Source organism: Streptomyces albofaciens JCM 4342, from assembly GCF_008634025.1.
Taxonomy (GTDB): Bacteria; Actinomycetota; Actinomycetes; order Streptomycetales; family Streptomycetaceae; genus Streptomyces; species Streptomyces albofaciens.
This window is the reverse complement of record NZ_PDCM01000002.1, coordinates 3,847,957-3,862,831: the sequence shown is the minus strand read 5'-3', so window position 1 is coordinate 3,862,831 and position 14,875 is coordinate 3,847,957. Positions and strand designations below refer to the sequence as shown.

General features: G+C 72.7%; 12 protein-coding genes. 8 read left to right on the top strand and 4 right to left on the bottom strand.

Going from position 1 to position 14,875, the window contains the following annotated elements:
* Positions 1-84 precede the first annotated feature (84 nt).
* Complete coding sequence (locus tag CP973_RS36775; protein WP_150248623.1) at positions 85-1,932, bottom strand: bifunctional metallophosphatase/5'-nucleotidase; 1,848 nt, start codon at positions 1,930-1,932, stop codon at positions 85-87.
* Between the two features lie 169 nt (positions 1,933-2,101).
* Between CP973_RS36775 and mshD the strand changes: the two genes are divergently transcribed.
* Positions 2,102-3,049 carry a mycothiol synthase gene (gene mshD / locus CP973_RS36770; protein ID WP_150248620.1) on the top strand — a complete coding sequence of 316 codons (948 nt, stop codon included), beginning with the start codon at positions 2,102-2,104 and terminating at the stop codon, positions 3,047-3,049.
* A 304-nt stretch (positions 3,050-3,353) separates the two neighbouring features.
* On the opposite strand, the gene CP973_RS41885 is transcribed toward mshD, so the two are convergent.
* Positions 3,354-4,438 (bottom strand): IS630 family transposase gene (locus tag CP973_RS41885; protein ID WP_483025201.1). Its coding sequence is split into 2 segments (ribosomal slippage): positions 3,354-3,991 and positions 3,991-4,438, totalling 1,086 coding nucleotides; the frame shifts between segments, so codons are not numbered across the junction.
* Positions 4,439-4,612: 174 nt separating this feature from the next.
* On the opposite strand from CP973_RS41885, the gene CP973_RS36755 reads away from it, so the two are divergent.
* From CP973_RS36755 to CP973_RS36730, 6 genes are all read left to right on the top strand, one after another.
* Positions 4,613-5,497, top strand: a complete 885-nt coding sequence (locus tag CP973_RS36755) for an MEDS domain-containing protein (protein ID WP_150248617.1) — start codon at positions 4,613-4,615, stop codon at positions 5,495-5,497.
* 3 nt (positions 5,498-5,500) lie between these two features.
* Positions 5,501-5,986, top strand: a complete 486-nt coding sequence (locus CP973_RS36750; RefSeq protein ID WP_150248614.1) for an ATP-binding protein — start codon at positions 5,501-5,503, stop codon at positions 5,984-5,986.
* 503 nt (positions 5,987-6,489) lie between these two features.
* Positions 6,490-8,784, top strand: coding sequence for an RNA degradosome polyphosphate kinase (locus CP973_RS36745; protein ID WP_150248610.1), 2,295 nt, complete (start codon positions 6,490-6,492; stop codon positions 8,782-8,784).
* Positions 8,747-9,973 (top strand): CHAD domain-containing protein, encoded by a 1,227-nt coding sequence (locus CP973_RS36740; protein WP_150248608.1) that lies wholly within the window; start codon positions 8,747-8,749, stop codon positions 9,971-9,973. The genes CP973_RS36745 and CP973_RS36740 overlap by 38 nt, the downstream gene beginning before the upstream one ends.
* Positions 9,974-9,980: 7 nt before the next feature.
* Positions 9,981-10,409 (top strand): NUDIX hydrolase, encoded by a 429-nt coding sequence (locus tag CP973_RS36735; protein ID WP_150248605.1) that lies wholly within the window; start codon positions 9,981-9,983, stop codon positions 10,407-10,409.
* Positions 10,410-11,021: 612 nt separating this feature from the next.
* Positions 11,022-11,444 (top strand): Hsp20/alpha crystallin family protein, encoded by a 423-nt coding sequence (locus CP973_RS36730; RefSeq protein WP_150250788.1) that lies wholly within the window; start codon positions 11,022-11,024, stop codon positions 11,442-11,444.
* Between the two features lie 180 nt (positions 11,445-11,624).
* Here CP973_RS36730 and CP973_RS36725 read toward each other — a convergent pair whose 3' ends face one another.
* The gene (locus tag CP973_RS36725; protein ID WP_150248602.1) at positions 11,625-12,632 is read right to left on the bottom strand and encodes an aldo/keto reductase; all 1,008 of its coding nucleotides are present in this window, start codon (positions 12,630-12,632) and stop codon (positions 11,625-11,627) included.
* A 175-nt stretch (positions 12,633-12,807) separates the two neighbouring features.
* Here CP973_RS36725 and CP973_RS36720 point away from each other — a divergent pair, with 175 nt between their 5' ends.
* Positions 12,808-13,665 (top strand): helix-turn-helix transcriptional regulator, encoded by an 858-nt coding sequence (locus CP973_RS36720; RefSeq protein ID WP_150248599.1) that lies wholly within the window; start codon positions 12,808-12,810, stop codon positions 13,663-13,665.
* 108 nt (positions 13,666-13,773) lie between these two features.
* On the opposite strand, the gene CP973_RS36715 is transcribed toward CP973_RS36720, so the two are convergent.
* On the bottom strand, positions 13,774-14,595 hold the full coding sequence (locus CP973_RS36715) for a class I SAM-dependent methyltransferase (protein WP_150248597.1): 822 nt from the start codon (positions 14,593-14,595) through the stop codon (positions 13,774-13,776).
* Positions 14,596-14,875 lie beyond the last annotated feature (280 nt).

Sequence of the window (14,875 nt, the reverse complement as noted above, 5' to 3'; positions counted from 1 at the left end):
GACTGACCGGCCTGCTACGGGCCGCGGTCCGGCGGAACCCTCCCCGCCGGACCGCGGCCCAATCCCTACCGACGGCTCCCGCCGCTACTTCGTCACCGTGATCCGGTCCGCCTTCGGCGGCGCCAGCGGCGCGGCGGCCGAGGAGTGCGCGGTCAGGTACGCGGTGAAGGCGTCCAGGTCGGACGGGCCGACGTACTTGTCCTTGCCCTCCTTCAGAGCGGTGAAGCCGTCACCGCCGCCGGCCAGGAACTCGTTCATCGCGACGCGGTAGGTCTTCGCCGGGTCCAGCGGCGCACCGTCCAGGCGTACCGAGTCCGCGACCACGCGGGCGGCGCCCGACTTGGTCAGGTCCAGCGTGTACGTCAGCCCCTCCGACATCTGAAGGATCTTCGGGGACGCCTCGTTCGGGCCGCTGACCTGCTGCTGGAGCGCGGTCAGCAGCTGTGCGCCGGTGAGGCTCACCACGTTGGTCATGTTGGTGAAGGGCTGCACGGTGAAGGCCTCGCCGTACGTGACCACGCCGTCGCCCTCGCTCCCGGACGCCTTGTGCGCCAGGTCGGAGCGGATGCCGCCGGGGTTCATGAGCGCGAGCTGCGCCCCGCCCTTGTCCGCCGCCCTGGTGGCCTCCAGCTGCGCGTCGGCGATCAGGTCGCCGAGCGGCGTCTCGGGCGTCGCCTGCCCACGGCCCGGAATGTCGGCGGAGATGTAGCCGACGGGCTTGTTCGCGACCGGCGCGGCGAGCTTGTTCCAGCGCCGGATCAGCGCGGTCATGTCGGCGGCCTTGGGCTGGGTGCGGTTGACGACGTGGTTGCGCGCGGTGGCCGACTTCACCGACGTACGGACGATGTCCTTGGTGTGCCGGTCGTAGGTGAGCGTCGTGTCCGTGTAGAGCTTGCCGAAGGACGCGGCCGAGGTGACGGTGCGCGGCATCCCGGCCGGGTCCGGGATCGTGCACGTGTACGCCTGGTGGGTGTGGCCGGTGACCAGCGCGTCCACCTTCGGTGTGACCTTCTTGGCGATCTCGGCGATCGGCCCGGAGATCCCCGACCCGGGCCCGGGGCTGTCGCAGTCGTAGTTGTACGCGGTGGAGGCGGGCATGCCGCCCTCATGGATCAGCGCGACGATCGACTTCACGCCCTGCCGGTCCAGCTCCTTGGCGTACTTGTCGATGGTCTCGGCCTCGTCGTGGAACTTCAGGCCCTTGACGCCGTTGGCGCTGACCACGTTGGGGGTGCCCTCCAGCGTGACCCCGATGAAGCCGATCTTGACGCCCTTGTGCTTCCAGACGGTGTACGGCTTGAGGATCGGGCGGCCGGTCTTCTCGTCGGTGACGTTCGCGGCGAGGTAGGGGAAGTCGGCGCCCTTGAAGCGCTTGCCCTTCTCGTAGCAGCCGTCCGTCGGGTGGCAGCCGCCCTTCTGGAGGCGGGTCAGCTCGGCGCGGCCCTCGTCGAACTCGTGGTTGCCGACGGAGGTGACGTCCAGGCCGAGCTTGTTCATCGCCTCGATGGTCGGCTCGTCGTGGAAGAGCCCGGACAGCAGCGGGCTGCCGCCGACCATGTCACCGGCCGCCGCGGTGACCGAGTACGGGTGGCCCTTGCGCGCCGTGCGCAGCGCGTTGGCCAGGTACTCGACGCCGCCCGCCTCGACCTTCTTGCGGCTGCCGTCGGGCTGGATCTCCTCGACGGTGCCGGAGGAGCCCTGCGGGGCCTCCAGGTTGCCGTGGAAGTCGTTGAAGGAGAGCAGCTGGACGTCGACGGTGCGGCCGGAGTGGCCGCCGTGTCCGTGGCCGCCGTGCCGGGCGGGCGAGGCGGTCGCGGCGCCTTCGGCACCGGCGGGCGCGGCCGCCGCCGTGAGGCCGGCGGCCACGGCGAGCGCCGCCGCCCCGGCCGTCAGGGCGCGCATCGCGCGCCGCCGCTGAGGTCTCGGTGACATGAGGTGGTCCCCCTTGTGGGCTGGTGTCCGAGCGGGTTCGGGACGGATCCGGCGTCCGGTGCCCGAGCGGACGTAGCGTACGGTCAACGCGCGTAGCGGAACAGGGGGTACCGGGTGACGGACCGGTGTGCATCGGGTGTACCGGCCTCCGGGTCGTACGCTTCGAGGCATGACTGACGCAGCACAGGACAAGGCCCGGACCGGCCGGCGGATCGAGGTGGCGGACGAACTGGCGCCGGACGCGGCCGCCGCCGTCCTCGAACTGATCGAGCTGGCCGCGGCGACGGACGGGCAGCCCGCGGTGTCCGAACAGGGACGGCTCCAGCTGCGCGGCGGGCGGCGCGAGGGCGTACGGCACCTGCTGCTGTACGTACCGGGCGGGCCGGACGACGAGGCCGGGGTGCTCGCCGGGTACGCACAGCTGGAGGACACCGATCCCGTGGAGGCGCCCGCCGCCGAGCTGGTCGTGCACCCGTCCCACCGGGGCCACGGCCACGGCCGCGCGCTGGGCACCGGGCTGCTGGAGCAGTCCGGCCGCCGCCTGCGGGTGTGGGCGCACGGCGGCCACTCGGCGGCCCGCCACCTCGCCCAGACCCTCGGCATGACGCTCTTCCGCGAGCTGCGGCAGATGCGCCGCCCGCTGGGCAACCTGGACCTGGCGGAGCCGGTGCTTCCGGAAGGCGTGACCGTACGCGCCTTCCAGCCGGGTACGGACGACGCGGCATGGCTGGAGGCCAACGCGGCGGCCTTCGCCCACCACCCCGAACAGGGCTCGCTGACCCAGCGGGACCTCGACGACCGCAAGGCCGAGCCCTGGTTCGACCCCAAGGGCTTCTTCCTCGCCGAGCGCGGCGGCCGGCTGATCGGCTTCCACTGGACCAAGATTCACTCGGAGGAGGGCCTGGGCGAGGTGTACGTGGTCGGGGTCCGGCCGGACGCGCAGGGCGGCGGCCTCGGCAAGGCGCTCACCGCGATCGGCCTGCGGCACCTGGCGGCACAGGGCGTGCCGACGGCGATGCTGTACGTCGACGCGGACAACGGGCCCGCCGTCTCGGTCTACGAGCGGCTCGGGTTCACCACGCACGAGACGGACTTGATGTACCGCACGGAGACGTGAGGCACGGTGACGTGAGGGCACGGTGACGTGAGGGGCGCGCGACACCGTACGGCCGGTGCGGCGGCGGGCGGCCGGTACGCCACCGTACGCCCGGTGGCCCGGTGGCCCGGTGGGGGCCGACACGTCACCGTACGGCCGCCGGGTCTGCCCCGCCCCCGGCTCGCGGCTGGCACCCCTATGCGTAACCAACCCGCAAAGCAGACCAGTTGAGCCGGACAACGACCACAACCGATCACCTTCCGCCGCGCAGCGGGCCATGGACGCCGTTGTCCCGTCTCCCGGGCCGACGGCGTCCGCCGTCCCGCTACTGAGGTTGTCCGGGTGTTGTCGTTAAAGGCAGTCCTGTTGCGGCGAGGCAGCTGTCGATGACGTCGCTGCGGTGCTGGAGCTGGCGCAGGCCGCGGCGGAGGGCCTGCATGAGGTCGTCGGGATCGGTGAAGGCGGCATTGGCCTGGCATCTGCGACGCAGAAGGGACCAGATGCCTTCGACGGGGTTGAGGTCGGGAGCGTAGGGCGGCAGGTAGTGAACGGTGATCCAGTCTCGGCTGTCGATGAAAGCCCGCAGTCGGGCGTCCTTGTGCACGTTCAGGTTGTCCCAGACGACGGCGATCGGGCCGCCCAGCTGCTGGTGGGCTGCGATGAGCAGGTCACGGTAATCGCTCCAGGTGAAGCTGCGGCGCCTGGCCTCCTTGACGTTGCCGTGCCGCTTGGGCCTATAGATCAGGCGGGAGCGTCGGCCGGGGCGGTAGCAGGCCAAAGCGGCGATCGAAAAGCGGCGCTGGGAACGTCCCCGGACCCGGATGAGCGGCGTGTGGCCGCGCTGGGCCCAGGTGCGGCGGATGGGCGGCGTCACCGAGAAGCCGGCCTCATCCTCGAAGCACAGCCAGGCCCCGAGCGCCGCCGCACCGCTTCCACCGTGGGCCACGTGTCCTTCACCCAGCCGGCCACCGCCTCCTCATCGCGCTCCAGCGCCCGCCGGGCCGGCACCTGATGGGACCAGCCGTGCCGCCGCAGCATCTTCGCGATACCCGAGAGGGTGAAGCTCTTGTGGAACCGGCGTCCGATGAGCGTGCGGATCCGTGCCAGGGTCCAGGTCTGGTCCGGCCAGCCATGCGCCACCGGCCCCTTGGCCAGTTCCTGCTCCAGCACCGAGAACAAGGCTTCGCTCAGTGCTGGCCGGGCTGCCGGCCCTTGCGAGCGCAAGCCCTGCCGCCCCGTGTCCTGCCAGATCCGGCGCCACCGCTGTACCGAGCGGACGCTGACCCGCAGCCGCTTCGCGATCACATCACTGGCCTGCCCGGCGGCGAACATCGCGGCCGCATCCATCCGGATGCGCTCGCGAAACGCCCGCCGCTCAGCCGTCAGGCCACCGCCTTGCGGATACCTCATGACTTCGGCCTACTGCGACGATCACCAGAAGTCAGCCCTTACGACAACACCCGGACAACCTCAGTAACCTTCCGCCGAGTGCCCGCACTCGGTACGGCCGGGTGTACCGCACTCGGCGCGGCCGGGCCGACAGGGCGGCGGACGCCGAAACGGCGCCAAACGTAGGAGAGTTCCTTGCCCTTCCACGCCGAGGAGCATGCCCGCATCGTGTCGGTGGAGCGCTTGCGGCCGGGCGACCACGCCTTCGCGAGCTACACGGACGAGGAGTCGTGCTGGGCCACGCTCGGCTCGTACACCCACGCCGGCATCAGCCGTGGCGAAAGGGTGCTGCTCTTCGCGGACCCGGCCCTGTCGGAGGACACCGTGCTGGAGCGCCTGGAGGCCTACGGCCCGCCGGTCGGATTCTCCGTGCGGCGCGGCCAGTTGAAGCTGCTCACCATGGACCGGATGTGGCTGCCGCGGACCCTCTCGGTGGAGCGGCAGATGGCCGGGCTGCGGCGGGAGGTCGAGGACGCGCTGGGCGAGGGGTACACGAGTGTCCGCAGCGCCATCGACATGGCCTGGGTGGCGTCCTTCGGCGCGGACATCGAACAGGTGCTGTGGCGGGAGAGCGAGGGCTGCCACTACCTGTTCCGCGACGGCCGGTACACCGAGATCTGTACCTACGACGAGACCGGCTTCAGCGACGACGTACTGGACCGGGCGTCGGCCGGGCACCCCACGGCCCTGCTGGAACGACCCGGCACCCTGCTGGCCGTCCCGTTCACGGAGGGCGGGGACGGCACGTACGGGCTGCGGCTGATCGGCGAGGCCGACCTGTCCACGCGCGAGCGGTTCGACACCGCCCTGCGCCGTATCGCCGCCTCGGACGCGCCGCGCGCCGTCCTGGACCTCACCGAGCTGACCTTCCTCGACGTCTACTGCGCGCGGGCCGTGCTGCGGCTGGCCGGCACCGCGGACGACCGGCACGTCGTCGTCCGGTGCGGCGGCATACACGTCCACACGTTCCTGCTTCTGGGGGCGCTCGACATCCCGCAGCTGACCGTGGAAGGCGAGTGACGCATGGGACCGACGACCGAGGGTTCCCCGGCCGGGGAGCCGGAGCGGCCGCCGGGAGGACCGGACCCGGACCTGCCGCCCGAGGAGTGCTGCCTGGAGACCGGTTTCACCTCGGCCGGCCTGCCGAGGCTGCGCGTCCTGACCGGCGCGTACGCGGCACACCTGGGGCTGGCGGGACGCGGGCGCGAGGCGCTGCTGCTGTCCGCCAACGAGGTGGCCGACAACGCGATCCGGCACGCGGGGGGCGGCGGGCGGCTGGCGCTGTACCGCGACGGGCCCCTGGTGTGCTGCCGCGTCTGCGACGACGGCCCGGGCTTCGACCCGTCCGTCGTCCCGGAACGCGCCCCCGGGCTGGGCAGCCCCACGGGGTGGGGCCTGTGGACCGTACGGCAGCTGACGGACGGCCTGGAGATCGGCCGGGGCGACGGCGACCGGTCCCGGGGTGCCGTCGTCACGTTCTGGGTACGGCTGACGCGCTCGGTCCGCTGATCGGGCGCCCGGTCCGGCACCACGACGCCGCTGAACGGGTGATTCACGTGTGGGCGAACGGGCCTCGCATGCCGGTGGCCCACCGCGGAGGGGCCGACGTCGGTCCGGACACCCTCATCGCGGACGAAACGAGCGAGTACGTCCCCCTGGACCCGGTAAGTGACCCGTACGGCCCTGTTGCCCGCCGTGCCGGGGCAAGCACCATGACGTCGGGCAAGCACCGTGGCGCCGCGGCCACGACCGGGGGCGCACGCCGGAGCATTCGCGCGCCCCCTCGTGCGCCCTGGGGCGCGCCCCTCTGAGCACAAGACACGGGAATGTAAACACCGGCCGGTAGCGGCCCGCTTGCCTGGCCGCCATGTCCGCGTTACCGGTGATTCAACGTCGCTTGCGAGCATCGCTGAATGCAGCCCGCTGTCCCGAACGCCGACGGTCGCCGCCTGCGCCCCGTACCGACTCCGTCCGACGGGCTGGTACCGCCCTCGGCGCGGAAGAATAAGGCCATGAACCAGCAGCCCAGCGCCCAGGCGACGGACCGGACCGAGACGAGCGCGTCGACGGCCACGTCCCGGGCGGCGGCCCCCGTGCCGCCGTCCGCCCAGCCGTCGGTGGGCTCCATAGCCGCGCACCGACCGCACGCGGTCGCCGTGCCGGTGCCCGAGCTGGAGCCGGACCTCGACGCCGACCTGGACGATTACGAGGAGTCCGGCGCGCCCGGCGCCGACGGCGAGGAACTGCCCGCCGGCCGCTTCCTGGACCGCGAGCGGAGCTGGCTGGCGTTCAACGAGCGGGTGCTGGAACTGGCCGAGGACCCGGCCACCCCGCTGCTCGAACGGGCCAACTTCCTCGCGATCTTCGCGAGCAACCTGGACGAGTTCTTCATGGTCCGCGTCGCGGGCCTCAAACGGCGCATCGCGACCGGCGTCGCCACCCGCTCCGCCTCCGGCCTCCAGCCCCGCGAGGTGCTGGACCTCATCTGGACCCGCTCCCGCGAGCTGATGGCGCGGCACGCCGCCTGCTACCAGCAGGACGTCGCCCCCGAACTCGCCGACCAGGGCATCCACCTGATCCGCTGGCCCGATCTGACCGAGAAGGAGCAGGCCCGGCTGTTCACCCTGTTCCGGCAGCAGATCTTCCCGGTCCTCACGCCGCTGGCGGTCGACCCGGCGCACCCGTTCCCGTACATCTCCGGCCTGTCCCTCAACCTGGCCGTCGTCGTACGCAATCCGGTCAGCGGCCACGACCACTTCGCACGGGTGAAGGTGCCGCCGCTGCTCTCCCGCTTCCTGGAGGCCGCGCCGCAGCGGTACGTGCCCATCGAGGACGTGATCGCCGCCCACCTGGAGGAACTCTTCCCGGGGATGGAGGTGCGGGCGCACCACATGTTCCGGGTGACCCGCAACGAGGACCTGGAGGTCGAGGAGGACGACGCGGAGAACCTGCTCCAGGCGCTGGAGAAGGAGCTGATGCGGCGCCGCTTCGGGCCGCCGGTGCGCCTGGAGGTCGAGGAGACCATCGACCCCGCCGTACTGGACCTGCTCGTCCAGGAGCTGAAGGTCTCCGACTCCGAGGTCTATCCGCTGCCCGGCCCCCTGGACCTGACCGGCCTGTTCGGCATAGGCGCGCTGGACCGCCCGGAGCTGAAGTACCCCAAGTTCGTGGCGGGCACCCACCGCGACCTCGCCGAGGTCGAGTCGGCCTCGGCGCCCGACGTCTTCGCCGCGCTGCGCGCCCGCGACGTGCTGCTCCACCACCCGTACGACTCGTTCTCCACCTCCGTACAGGCCTTCCTGGAGCAGGCCGCGGCCGACCCGGACGTCCTGGCGATCAAGCAGACGCTCTACCGCACCTCGGGAGACTCACCGATCGTCGACGCCCTGATAGACGCCGCCGAATCCGGCAAGCAGGTGCTCGTCCTCGTCGAGATCAAGGCGCGCTTCGACGAGCAGGCCAACATCAAATGGGCGCGCAAACTGGAGGAGGCGGGCTGCCATGTCGTGTACGGGCTGGTCGGGCTCAAGACGCACTGCAAACTGTCGCTGGTCGTCCGCCAGGAAGGCGAGATGCTGCGCCGTTACTCGCACGTGGGGACGGGCAACTACCACCCCAAGACTGCCCGGCTGTACGAGGACCTGGGGCTGCTGACCGCCGACCCGCAGGTGGGCGCGGACCTCTCCGACCTCTTCAACCGGCTCAGCGGCTACTCCCGCCGGGAGACCTACCGGCGGCTGCTGGTGGCCCCCAAGTCGCTGCGCGACGGCCTCGTCCAGCGCATCACCAAGGAGATCGCCCACCACCGCGCGGGGCGGCCCGCCTACGTCCGCATCAAGGTCAACTCGATGGTGGACGAGGCCGTCATCGACGCGCTGTACCGCGCGTCGCAGGCCGGTGTGCCGGTCGACGTGTGGGTCCGCGGCATCTGCGCCCTGCGGCCCGGCGTCGAGGGGCTCAGCGAGAACATCCGGGTCCGCAGCGTCCTCGGCCGCTTCCTCGAACACTCCCGGGTCTTCGCGTTCGGCAACGGCGGCGAGCCCGAAGTCTGGCTGGGCAGCGCCGACATGATGCACCGCAACCTCGACCGGCGGATCGAGGCGCTGGTACGGGTCACCGACCAGGGCCACCGCGCCGCCCTCAACCGGCTCCTGGAGACCGGCACGTCGGACACCACCTCGTCCTGGCACCTGGGGCCGGACGGCAACTGGACCCGGCACGCGGTCGACGCGGACGGCGCGCCGCTGCGCAACGTACAGGAAATGCTCATTGACGCCCGGAGGCGCCGGCGTGGCCCAGCGACATGACTTCCCCCCGCTCCGCTACGAGCCCGCCGGGTCCGTCGGCGCGCCCGCCGCGCTGGCCGACGGCCCGGCACGCCCCGGTCCGCCGTCGCGCCCCGGCGGCCGGCCACGCCCGTACGGGACCGTCGGCGCCGCTCTTACGGGACGCACCGCCCGCGAAGTCCTCGCCGCCTATCTGCACCACCAGGCGACGGACTTCCTGCGCAGCCTGCGCTCCCACCGCGACAGCGGCTCCGACGCGGAAAGCACCCGCGAGGCGGCCCGCCAACTGCGTGCCTCCGCCCGGCGGATCGGCGGCGCGCTGCACACCTTCCGCCCGCTCACGGACGAGAAGTGGGCCGACCAGCTGCGCGGCGAACTGGCCTGGCTGTCGGGGACGCTGGGCCGCGAACACGCCAGTACGGCTCGGCTGGACCGCCTGCTGGGAGCGCTGCAACGGCTGACCGGCCGGGCGGAGCGGGACCGCGAGGCCGTCCCCGTCCGTACGGCCAAGGGGAACGCCACCACGCTCGAAGGGCCGCCCCCTTCCTCCGGCCGGGAGGGCGCGGACGCCGGTGAGACCGACACCGTCCTCGCCACCGGAGCCGCCCGGGCCGGGGCCCTGCTGGAACGGCAGATCACCCTCGCCCGCACCCGCGCGCACTCCGCCGCCCTCCAGGCGCTCGGCTCCTCCCGCTTCCACGCGGTCGCCGACGCCGTGGCCGTACTGGCCTCGGAGGCGCCGCTCACCGCCGCCGCGGACCGGCCGGCGGAGGACGTACTGCCGCCGCTGGCCGAACAGGCCCACCGGCGGCTCGCGGAAGCCGTCGCCGTACTGCCGCTGGCCCGCGCCGGACACCCGTACAACGCGGACGCGCTCACCTCCGACGCCCGGCAGGACGCGCCCTGGCACCAGGTCCGGGTCCTGGCCCGTCTGAGCCGGTACGCACAGGAAGTGCTCGACCCCGACGACATCGACCCCCGGCTCGCGGAGGCCGGCCGGGCCCTGGAACGCCACCGCGACGCCGCCGAGGCCGCGGCGGCCGCGGCGGCCGCCGCCCGCACCCCGCGCATCGCCCCCGCCACCGCCTACGCGCTCGGCGTCCTGCACGCCGACCAGCGCCACGAGGTCGAGGCGGCGCGCTTCGTGTTCGGCCGGGCCTGGCTTCCGGGCCCGGTACCCGAGGCGGCCCAGCCGGTCCGGAAGGGGTGAGGGAGAGATGTCGGTGCCCGGGAAACCCGTCAAGGCGGCGGGCTGTGTGCTGTGGCGTCGTTCCCCCGACGACGGCGGACTCGAAATAGCCCTGGTCCACCGGCCGAAATACGACGACTGGTCACACCCGAAAGGGAAACTGAAACGCGACGAGGACTGGCTCGCCGGCGCCCTGCGCGAAGTGTCCGAGGAAACCGGAATGCGATGCCACCCCGGCGCCGGACTCCCCACCGTCCATTACCTGGCCAACGGCCGCCCCAAAGAGGTCCGTTACTGGGCGGCCGAGGCGATCGGGGGCGACTTCGAGCCGAACCACGAGGTCGACCGACTGCTGTGGCTGCCCCCGGAACAGGCCCGGCGCATTCTCACGCAGGGGCGGGACCGGGAATTGGTCGACGCGCTGCTGGAAGCGTTGCACGAGGTGGGCGGGGGCTGAAGGGCGAGGCCGGAGCGGTCGGGGCCGGTGGGGGCGTCACATCACGGGCCGTGGCGCGAGACGTTCCTTCGGCCCCCGCCGGCCGTGCTGGATCGCCCGCGCCGACGACTGCCCGCATTGCTGACACGGAGCCCGTACGACCCGGTAGAGCCGCCCCTTCACGTCGTACTCGAAGACATCGCACACCATTCCCGCGCACCGGTCGGTCCGGCACGGCGCGCTCCCGACCGCCCGCCTTTCCGGCGGAGCCGGATACACGGCGTTCCGGTCGCAGTGCAGACAGGGAAAGGGTGTCAGCCCGCCTCCATTGGCCACATAGGCGACCCCCTCGGCGCGGTCACAGCGCGGGCAGATCCAGGCCATGAGTGAGCTCCTCCGGGTGGGTTCCTCCGGTCGGTGGGGGACGGAGTATTCCGGGTCGGGGCGCCGATTTGGGGTGAATGCGTGGGCTGTCACCTGCATGGGGGACGGAGGCCCGCCCCCCGCCCCACCTGCCGCTCTGTCCAAGGTCAGCAACTAACCTGAGTCCGGGCTTGTCAAGTTTCCTTCGCCGCGCTATACCAGAAGGCGAAGGGCATCGCACCCAGTGCCTTCGGAAGGAGATGACCCGTGATGCTCATGCGCACCGATCCGTTCCGCGAGATCGACCGCCTCACCCAGCAGGTCTTCGGCACGGCGGCGCGTCCGGCGGCGCTGCCGATGGACGCCTACCGGTCCGGCGACGAATTCGTGATCCACTTCGACCTGCCGGGGGTCGACCCGGAGAGCATCGATCTCGACATCGAGCGCAACGTGCTCACCGTCCGCGCCGAGCGCGCCGCCGCCGCCCCGGAGGGCGCCGAGATGATCGCGAGCGAGCGGACGACCGGCAAGTTCAGCCGGCAGCTGTTCCTCGGTGAGACGCTCGACAGCGAGCGGGTGGACGCGTCGTACGAGAACGGCGTCCTGACGCTGCGCATCCCCGTCGCGGAGCAGGCGAAGCCGCGCAAGATCCAGATCACGGGCGGCAGCTCGCGCCGGCAGATTTCCCAGTGAGCCGGCGGATGTCCCGATGATCCGGCGGATGTCCCGTTGACCAGGGCCGGCCGCGCGGCACCACGGCCGCGCGGCCGGCACACCGCCGAGCCCGCTCTGCCTGCGAGCCGGCTCTGCCTGCGAGCCCGGCCTACCGGCGAGCCCGCTCTACCGGCGAGCCCGCTCTCCGCCGAGCGCGGTCTACCGCCGCCGCAGCGACGCGTCCGCGAGGGCCGGCGGGGTGTAGTAGCTGTCGGCCTTGTTCAGGTCCGTGCCCGGCGGCACGATCGCGTCGATACGGTCCAGCACGTCCGCGCCGAGCCTCACCTCCGCACCGTCCAGCAGGCTTTCCAGCTGGTCGTACGTGCGCGGCCCGATGATCACGGACGTGACCGCCGGATGCGACCGTACGAACGCCGTCGCCAGGTGCGGCAGCGTCAGCCCGGCCTCGGACGCGACCTTCGCCAGCTCGGTGACCGCCTCCGCCTTGCGCGCGTTCTCCGGGACGGACAGATCGAACTTCGCGTTCTCCAGGGCGGCCCGCCCACTGGCCGACAGGTCCCGCCCGGACAGCCAGCCCGCGCTGAGCGGCCCCCAGGTCAGCACGCCCATCCCGTACCGCTGCGCGGTCGGCAGTACCGCCGCCTCCACGCCGCGCGCCAGCATCGAGTACGGCGGCTGCTCGCTGCGGAAGCGCACATGGCCCCGGCGCTCGGCGACCCACTGCGCCTCGACCATCGCCTCGGCGGGGAAGGTGGAACTGCCCACCGCCCGCACCTTCCCGGACCGTACGAGATCCGAGAGCGCGCCCAGCGTCTCGTCGATATCGGTCGCCGGATCGGGGCGGTGCGCCTGGTAGAGGTCGATGTAGTCGGTGCCCAGCCGCCGCAGGCTGTCCTCCACCGCCCGTACGATCCAACGCCGCGAGTTGCCGCCGTGGTTGGCGTCCGGCCCCATCCGGTTGAAGAACTTGGTGGCCAGGACCACGTCCTCGCGCCGCCCCCGGAGCGCCTTGCCGACGATCTCCTCGGACTCGCCCGCCGCGTACACGTCCGCGGTGTCGATGAAGTTGATCCCCGCGTCCAGCGCGCGGTGCACGATCCGCACGCTCTCGTCATGGTCCTTGTTTCCCCAGGCCCCGAACATCATCGCGCCGAGCGCGTACTCGCTGACCGAGATGCCGGTGCCGCCAAGAATCCTGCGCTGCATGAATCCTCTTCTCGTGGGGGCGCGCCTCGCGTGCCCCTGCGGTGTCGTCCCACCACCCTGTCCGCCGCCCCCGCGCCGCGCCAGGCCCGCCGTAACCCGGGTCCGGCGGAACCACCCTGACGGACGGCGGCCGGCGCCGGGCCGTCCCGCGCGCACCGCGCCGCATACTGGAGCGATGGGCGTGCACACGGAACCCGAGATCAGAGCGTTTCTCAAGGCGCGCCGCGCCGCGCTGGACCCGGCCGAACTCGGCCTGCCGGACGGCCTCACCCGGCGCCGCGTGCGCGGCCTGCGGCGCGAGGAGGTCGCGCAGCTGGCCGGTATCAGCGTCGACTACTACACGCGCATCGAACAGGGCCGCGCCAACGCCATCTCGGAACCGGTGCTGGACGCCATCGAACGCGCCCTGCGGCTGACCGACGCCGAGGCCCGCTACCTGCGCAACGTGGCCGGACCACGGCGCTCCGCCCCGGCCCCGGAGCCCGAGCGGCGCGTACGGCCCGAGATCCGGCACCTGCTGGACGCCCTCGACGAGACCGTCCCCGCGTACATCCAGGGCCCCGGCATGGACGTCCTCGCCTGGAACCGCCTCGCCGCCCGCCTCGCCTTCGACTACGACGCGATCGAGCCCGCCCGGCGCAACAACGCCCTCCTGATCTTCCTCGACCCGTCCGCCCGCACCCTCCACCTGGACTGGGAGACGATCGCGGAGAGCGTCGTCGGCAATCTGCGCGCCGAGGCCGGACGCAGCCCGGAAAGCCCCCGGCTGTGCGCCGTCATCGGCGAACTCCTCGACCACAGCGCCGACTTCCGGCGCCTGTGGGAGGCCCAGTCCGTACAGGAGAAGTGCAGCGGCACCAAGCGTGTGCGGCACCCCGAGGCCGGCGAACTCGTCCTCTGCTACGAGAGTTTCCGGCTGCCCCAGGAAGCCGAGCAGACGCTGTGCACCTACACGGCGCCGCGCGATTCACCGACGGACCGGAAGCTGCGGGAGCTCGCCCGGAGGGTGGGGGTGGGGGCGGGGGCGCGGTAGGGCGGGCCTGAAGGCGCGGTGATGCGGGTCCGGGGCGAGGTAGCGCCGGCCTGGAGGCTGGGTAGCGCGGGCCTGGAAGCGCGGTGGGGTCGGCCCGCGGCCCCGCGGTCACACCGGCGCCAGTGCCTCCCACCGCACCGTGACCTCCCCCTGCCGCCACCGCCGCGGCCCGTCGGCCAGCGGCCATGCCGTACTCAGGGCGAGCACACTGCGCATCCACCGCTGCCGCGCGCCCAGCGACGCGTACGGGGCGGCCGCCGCCCACGCCCGGTCGAAGTCCCGCAGGAACGCGTGCACGGGCTGGCCCGGCACATTGCGGTGGATCAGTGCCTTCGGCAGGCGCTCTGCCAGGTCGGACGGGGTTTCCAGGGCGCTGAGCCGGGCCGCGAAAGTCACCGTGCGCGGCCCTTCCGGGCCCAGCGCCACCCACACGTGCCGCCGCCCGATCTCGTCGCAGGTGCCCTCCACCAGCAGCCCGTCCGGCGCCAGCCGCGCGCACAGCCGCTCCCAGACGGCGGCGACCTCGTCCTCGGCGTACTGGCGCAGTACGTTCGCCGCCCGGATCAGCACCGGCGGGCGCCGCCCCGGCAGCGGCACCTCGAAACCGCCGTGCGCGAAGACCAGCCCCGGGCACGCGTACGGCGCCGCCGCGGCGACCCGCGCCGGGTCGATCTCGATGCCGACCACCTGCGCGTCGGCCCGTACCGTACGCAGCCGGGCCAGCAGTTCCACGGCCGTCCACGGCGCGGCGCCGTAGCCGAGGTCCACGGCGACGGGGGCGGGGCCGCGGCGCAGCGCGGCGGCGTGGGTGGCGGCGATCCAGCGGTCCATGCGCCGCAGCCGGTTCGGATTGGTGGTTCCGCGGGTCGCGTTCCCGAGGGGGCGGGAGGGCGGGGGAGAGGCGGGAGACGCGGACGTGCTGCGGACCATGTCCTGACTTTATGCGCACGGCGGGCCCGGCCGTCCCGGCAGGCTGCTGCCGGAGGGTGGGCCTGGCCGTCCCGGCAGGCTGCTGCGGCAGGGTGGGCCTGGCCATTCCGGCAGGCTGCGGCCGCGGTGGCGGCGGGGCCCGCCGTCCAAAGGGCGCGCCGGGAAACACTCCAAGGTCACGCTTTGGCAAAGTGGCGGGAGAGCGGGCTCACAGGGAAATGGATGCCCGGATTCCGTTGTTACGGGCTTCGGAGGCGCCGCACGCCCCGGCCCAGGCCGT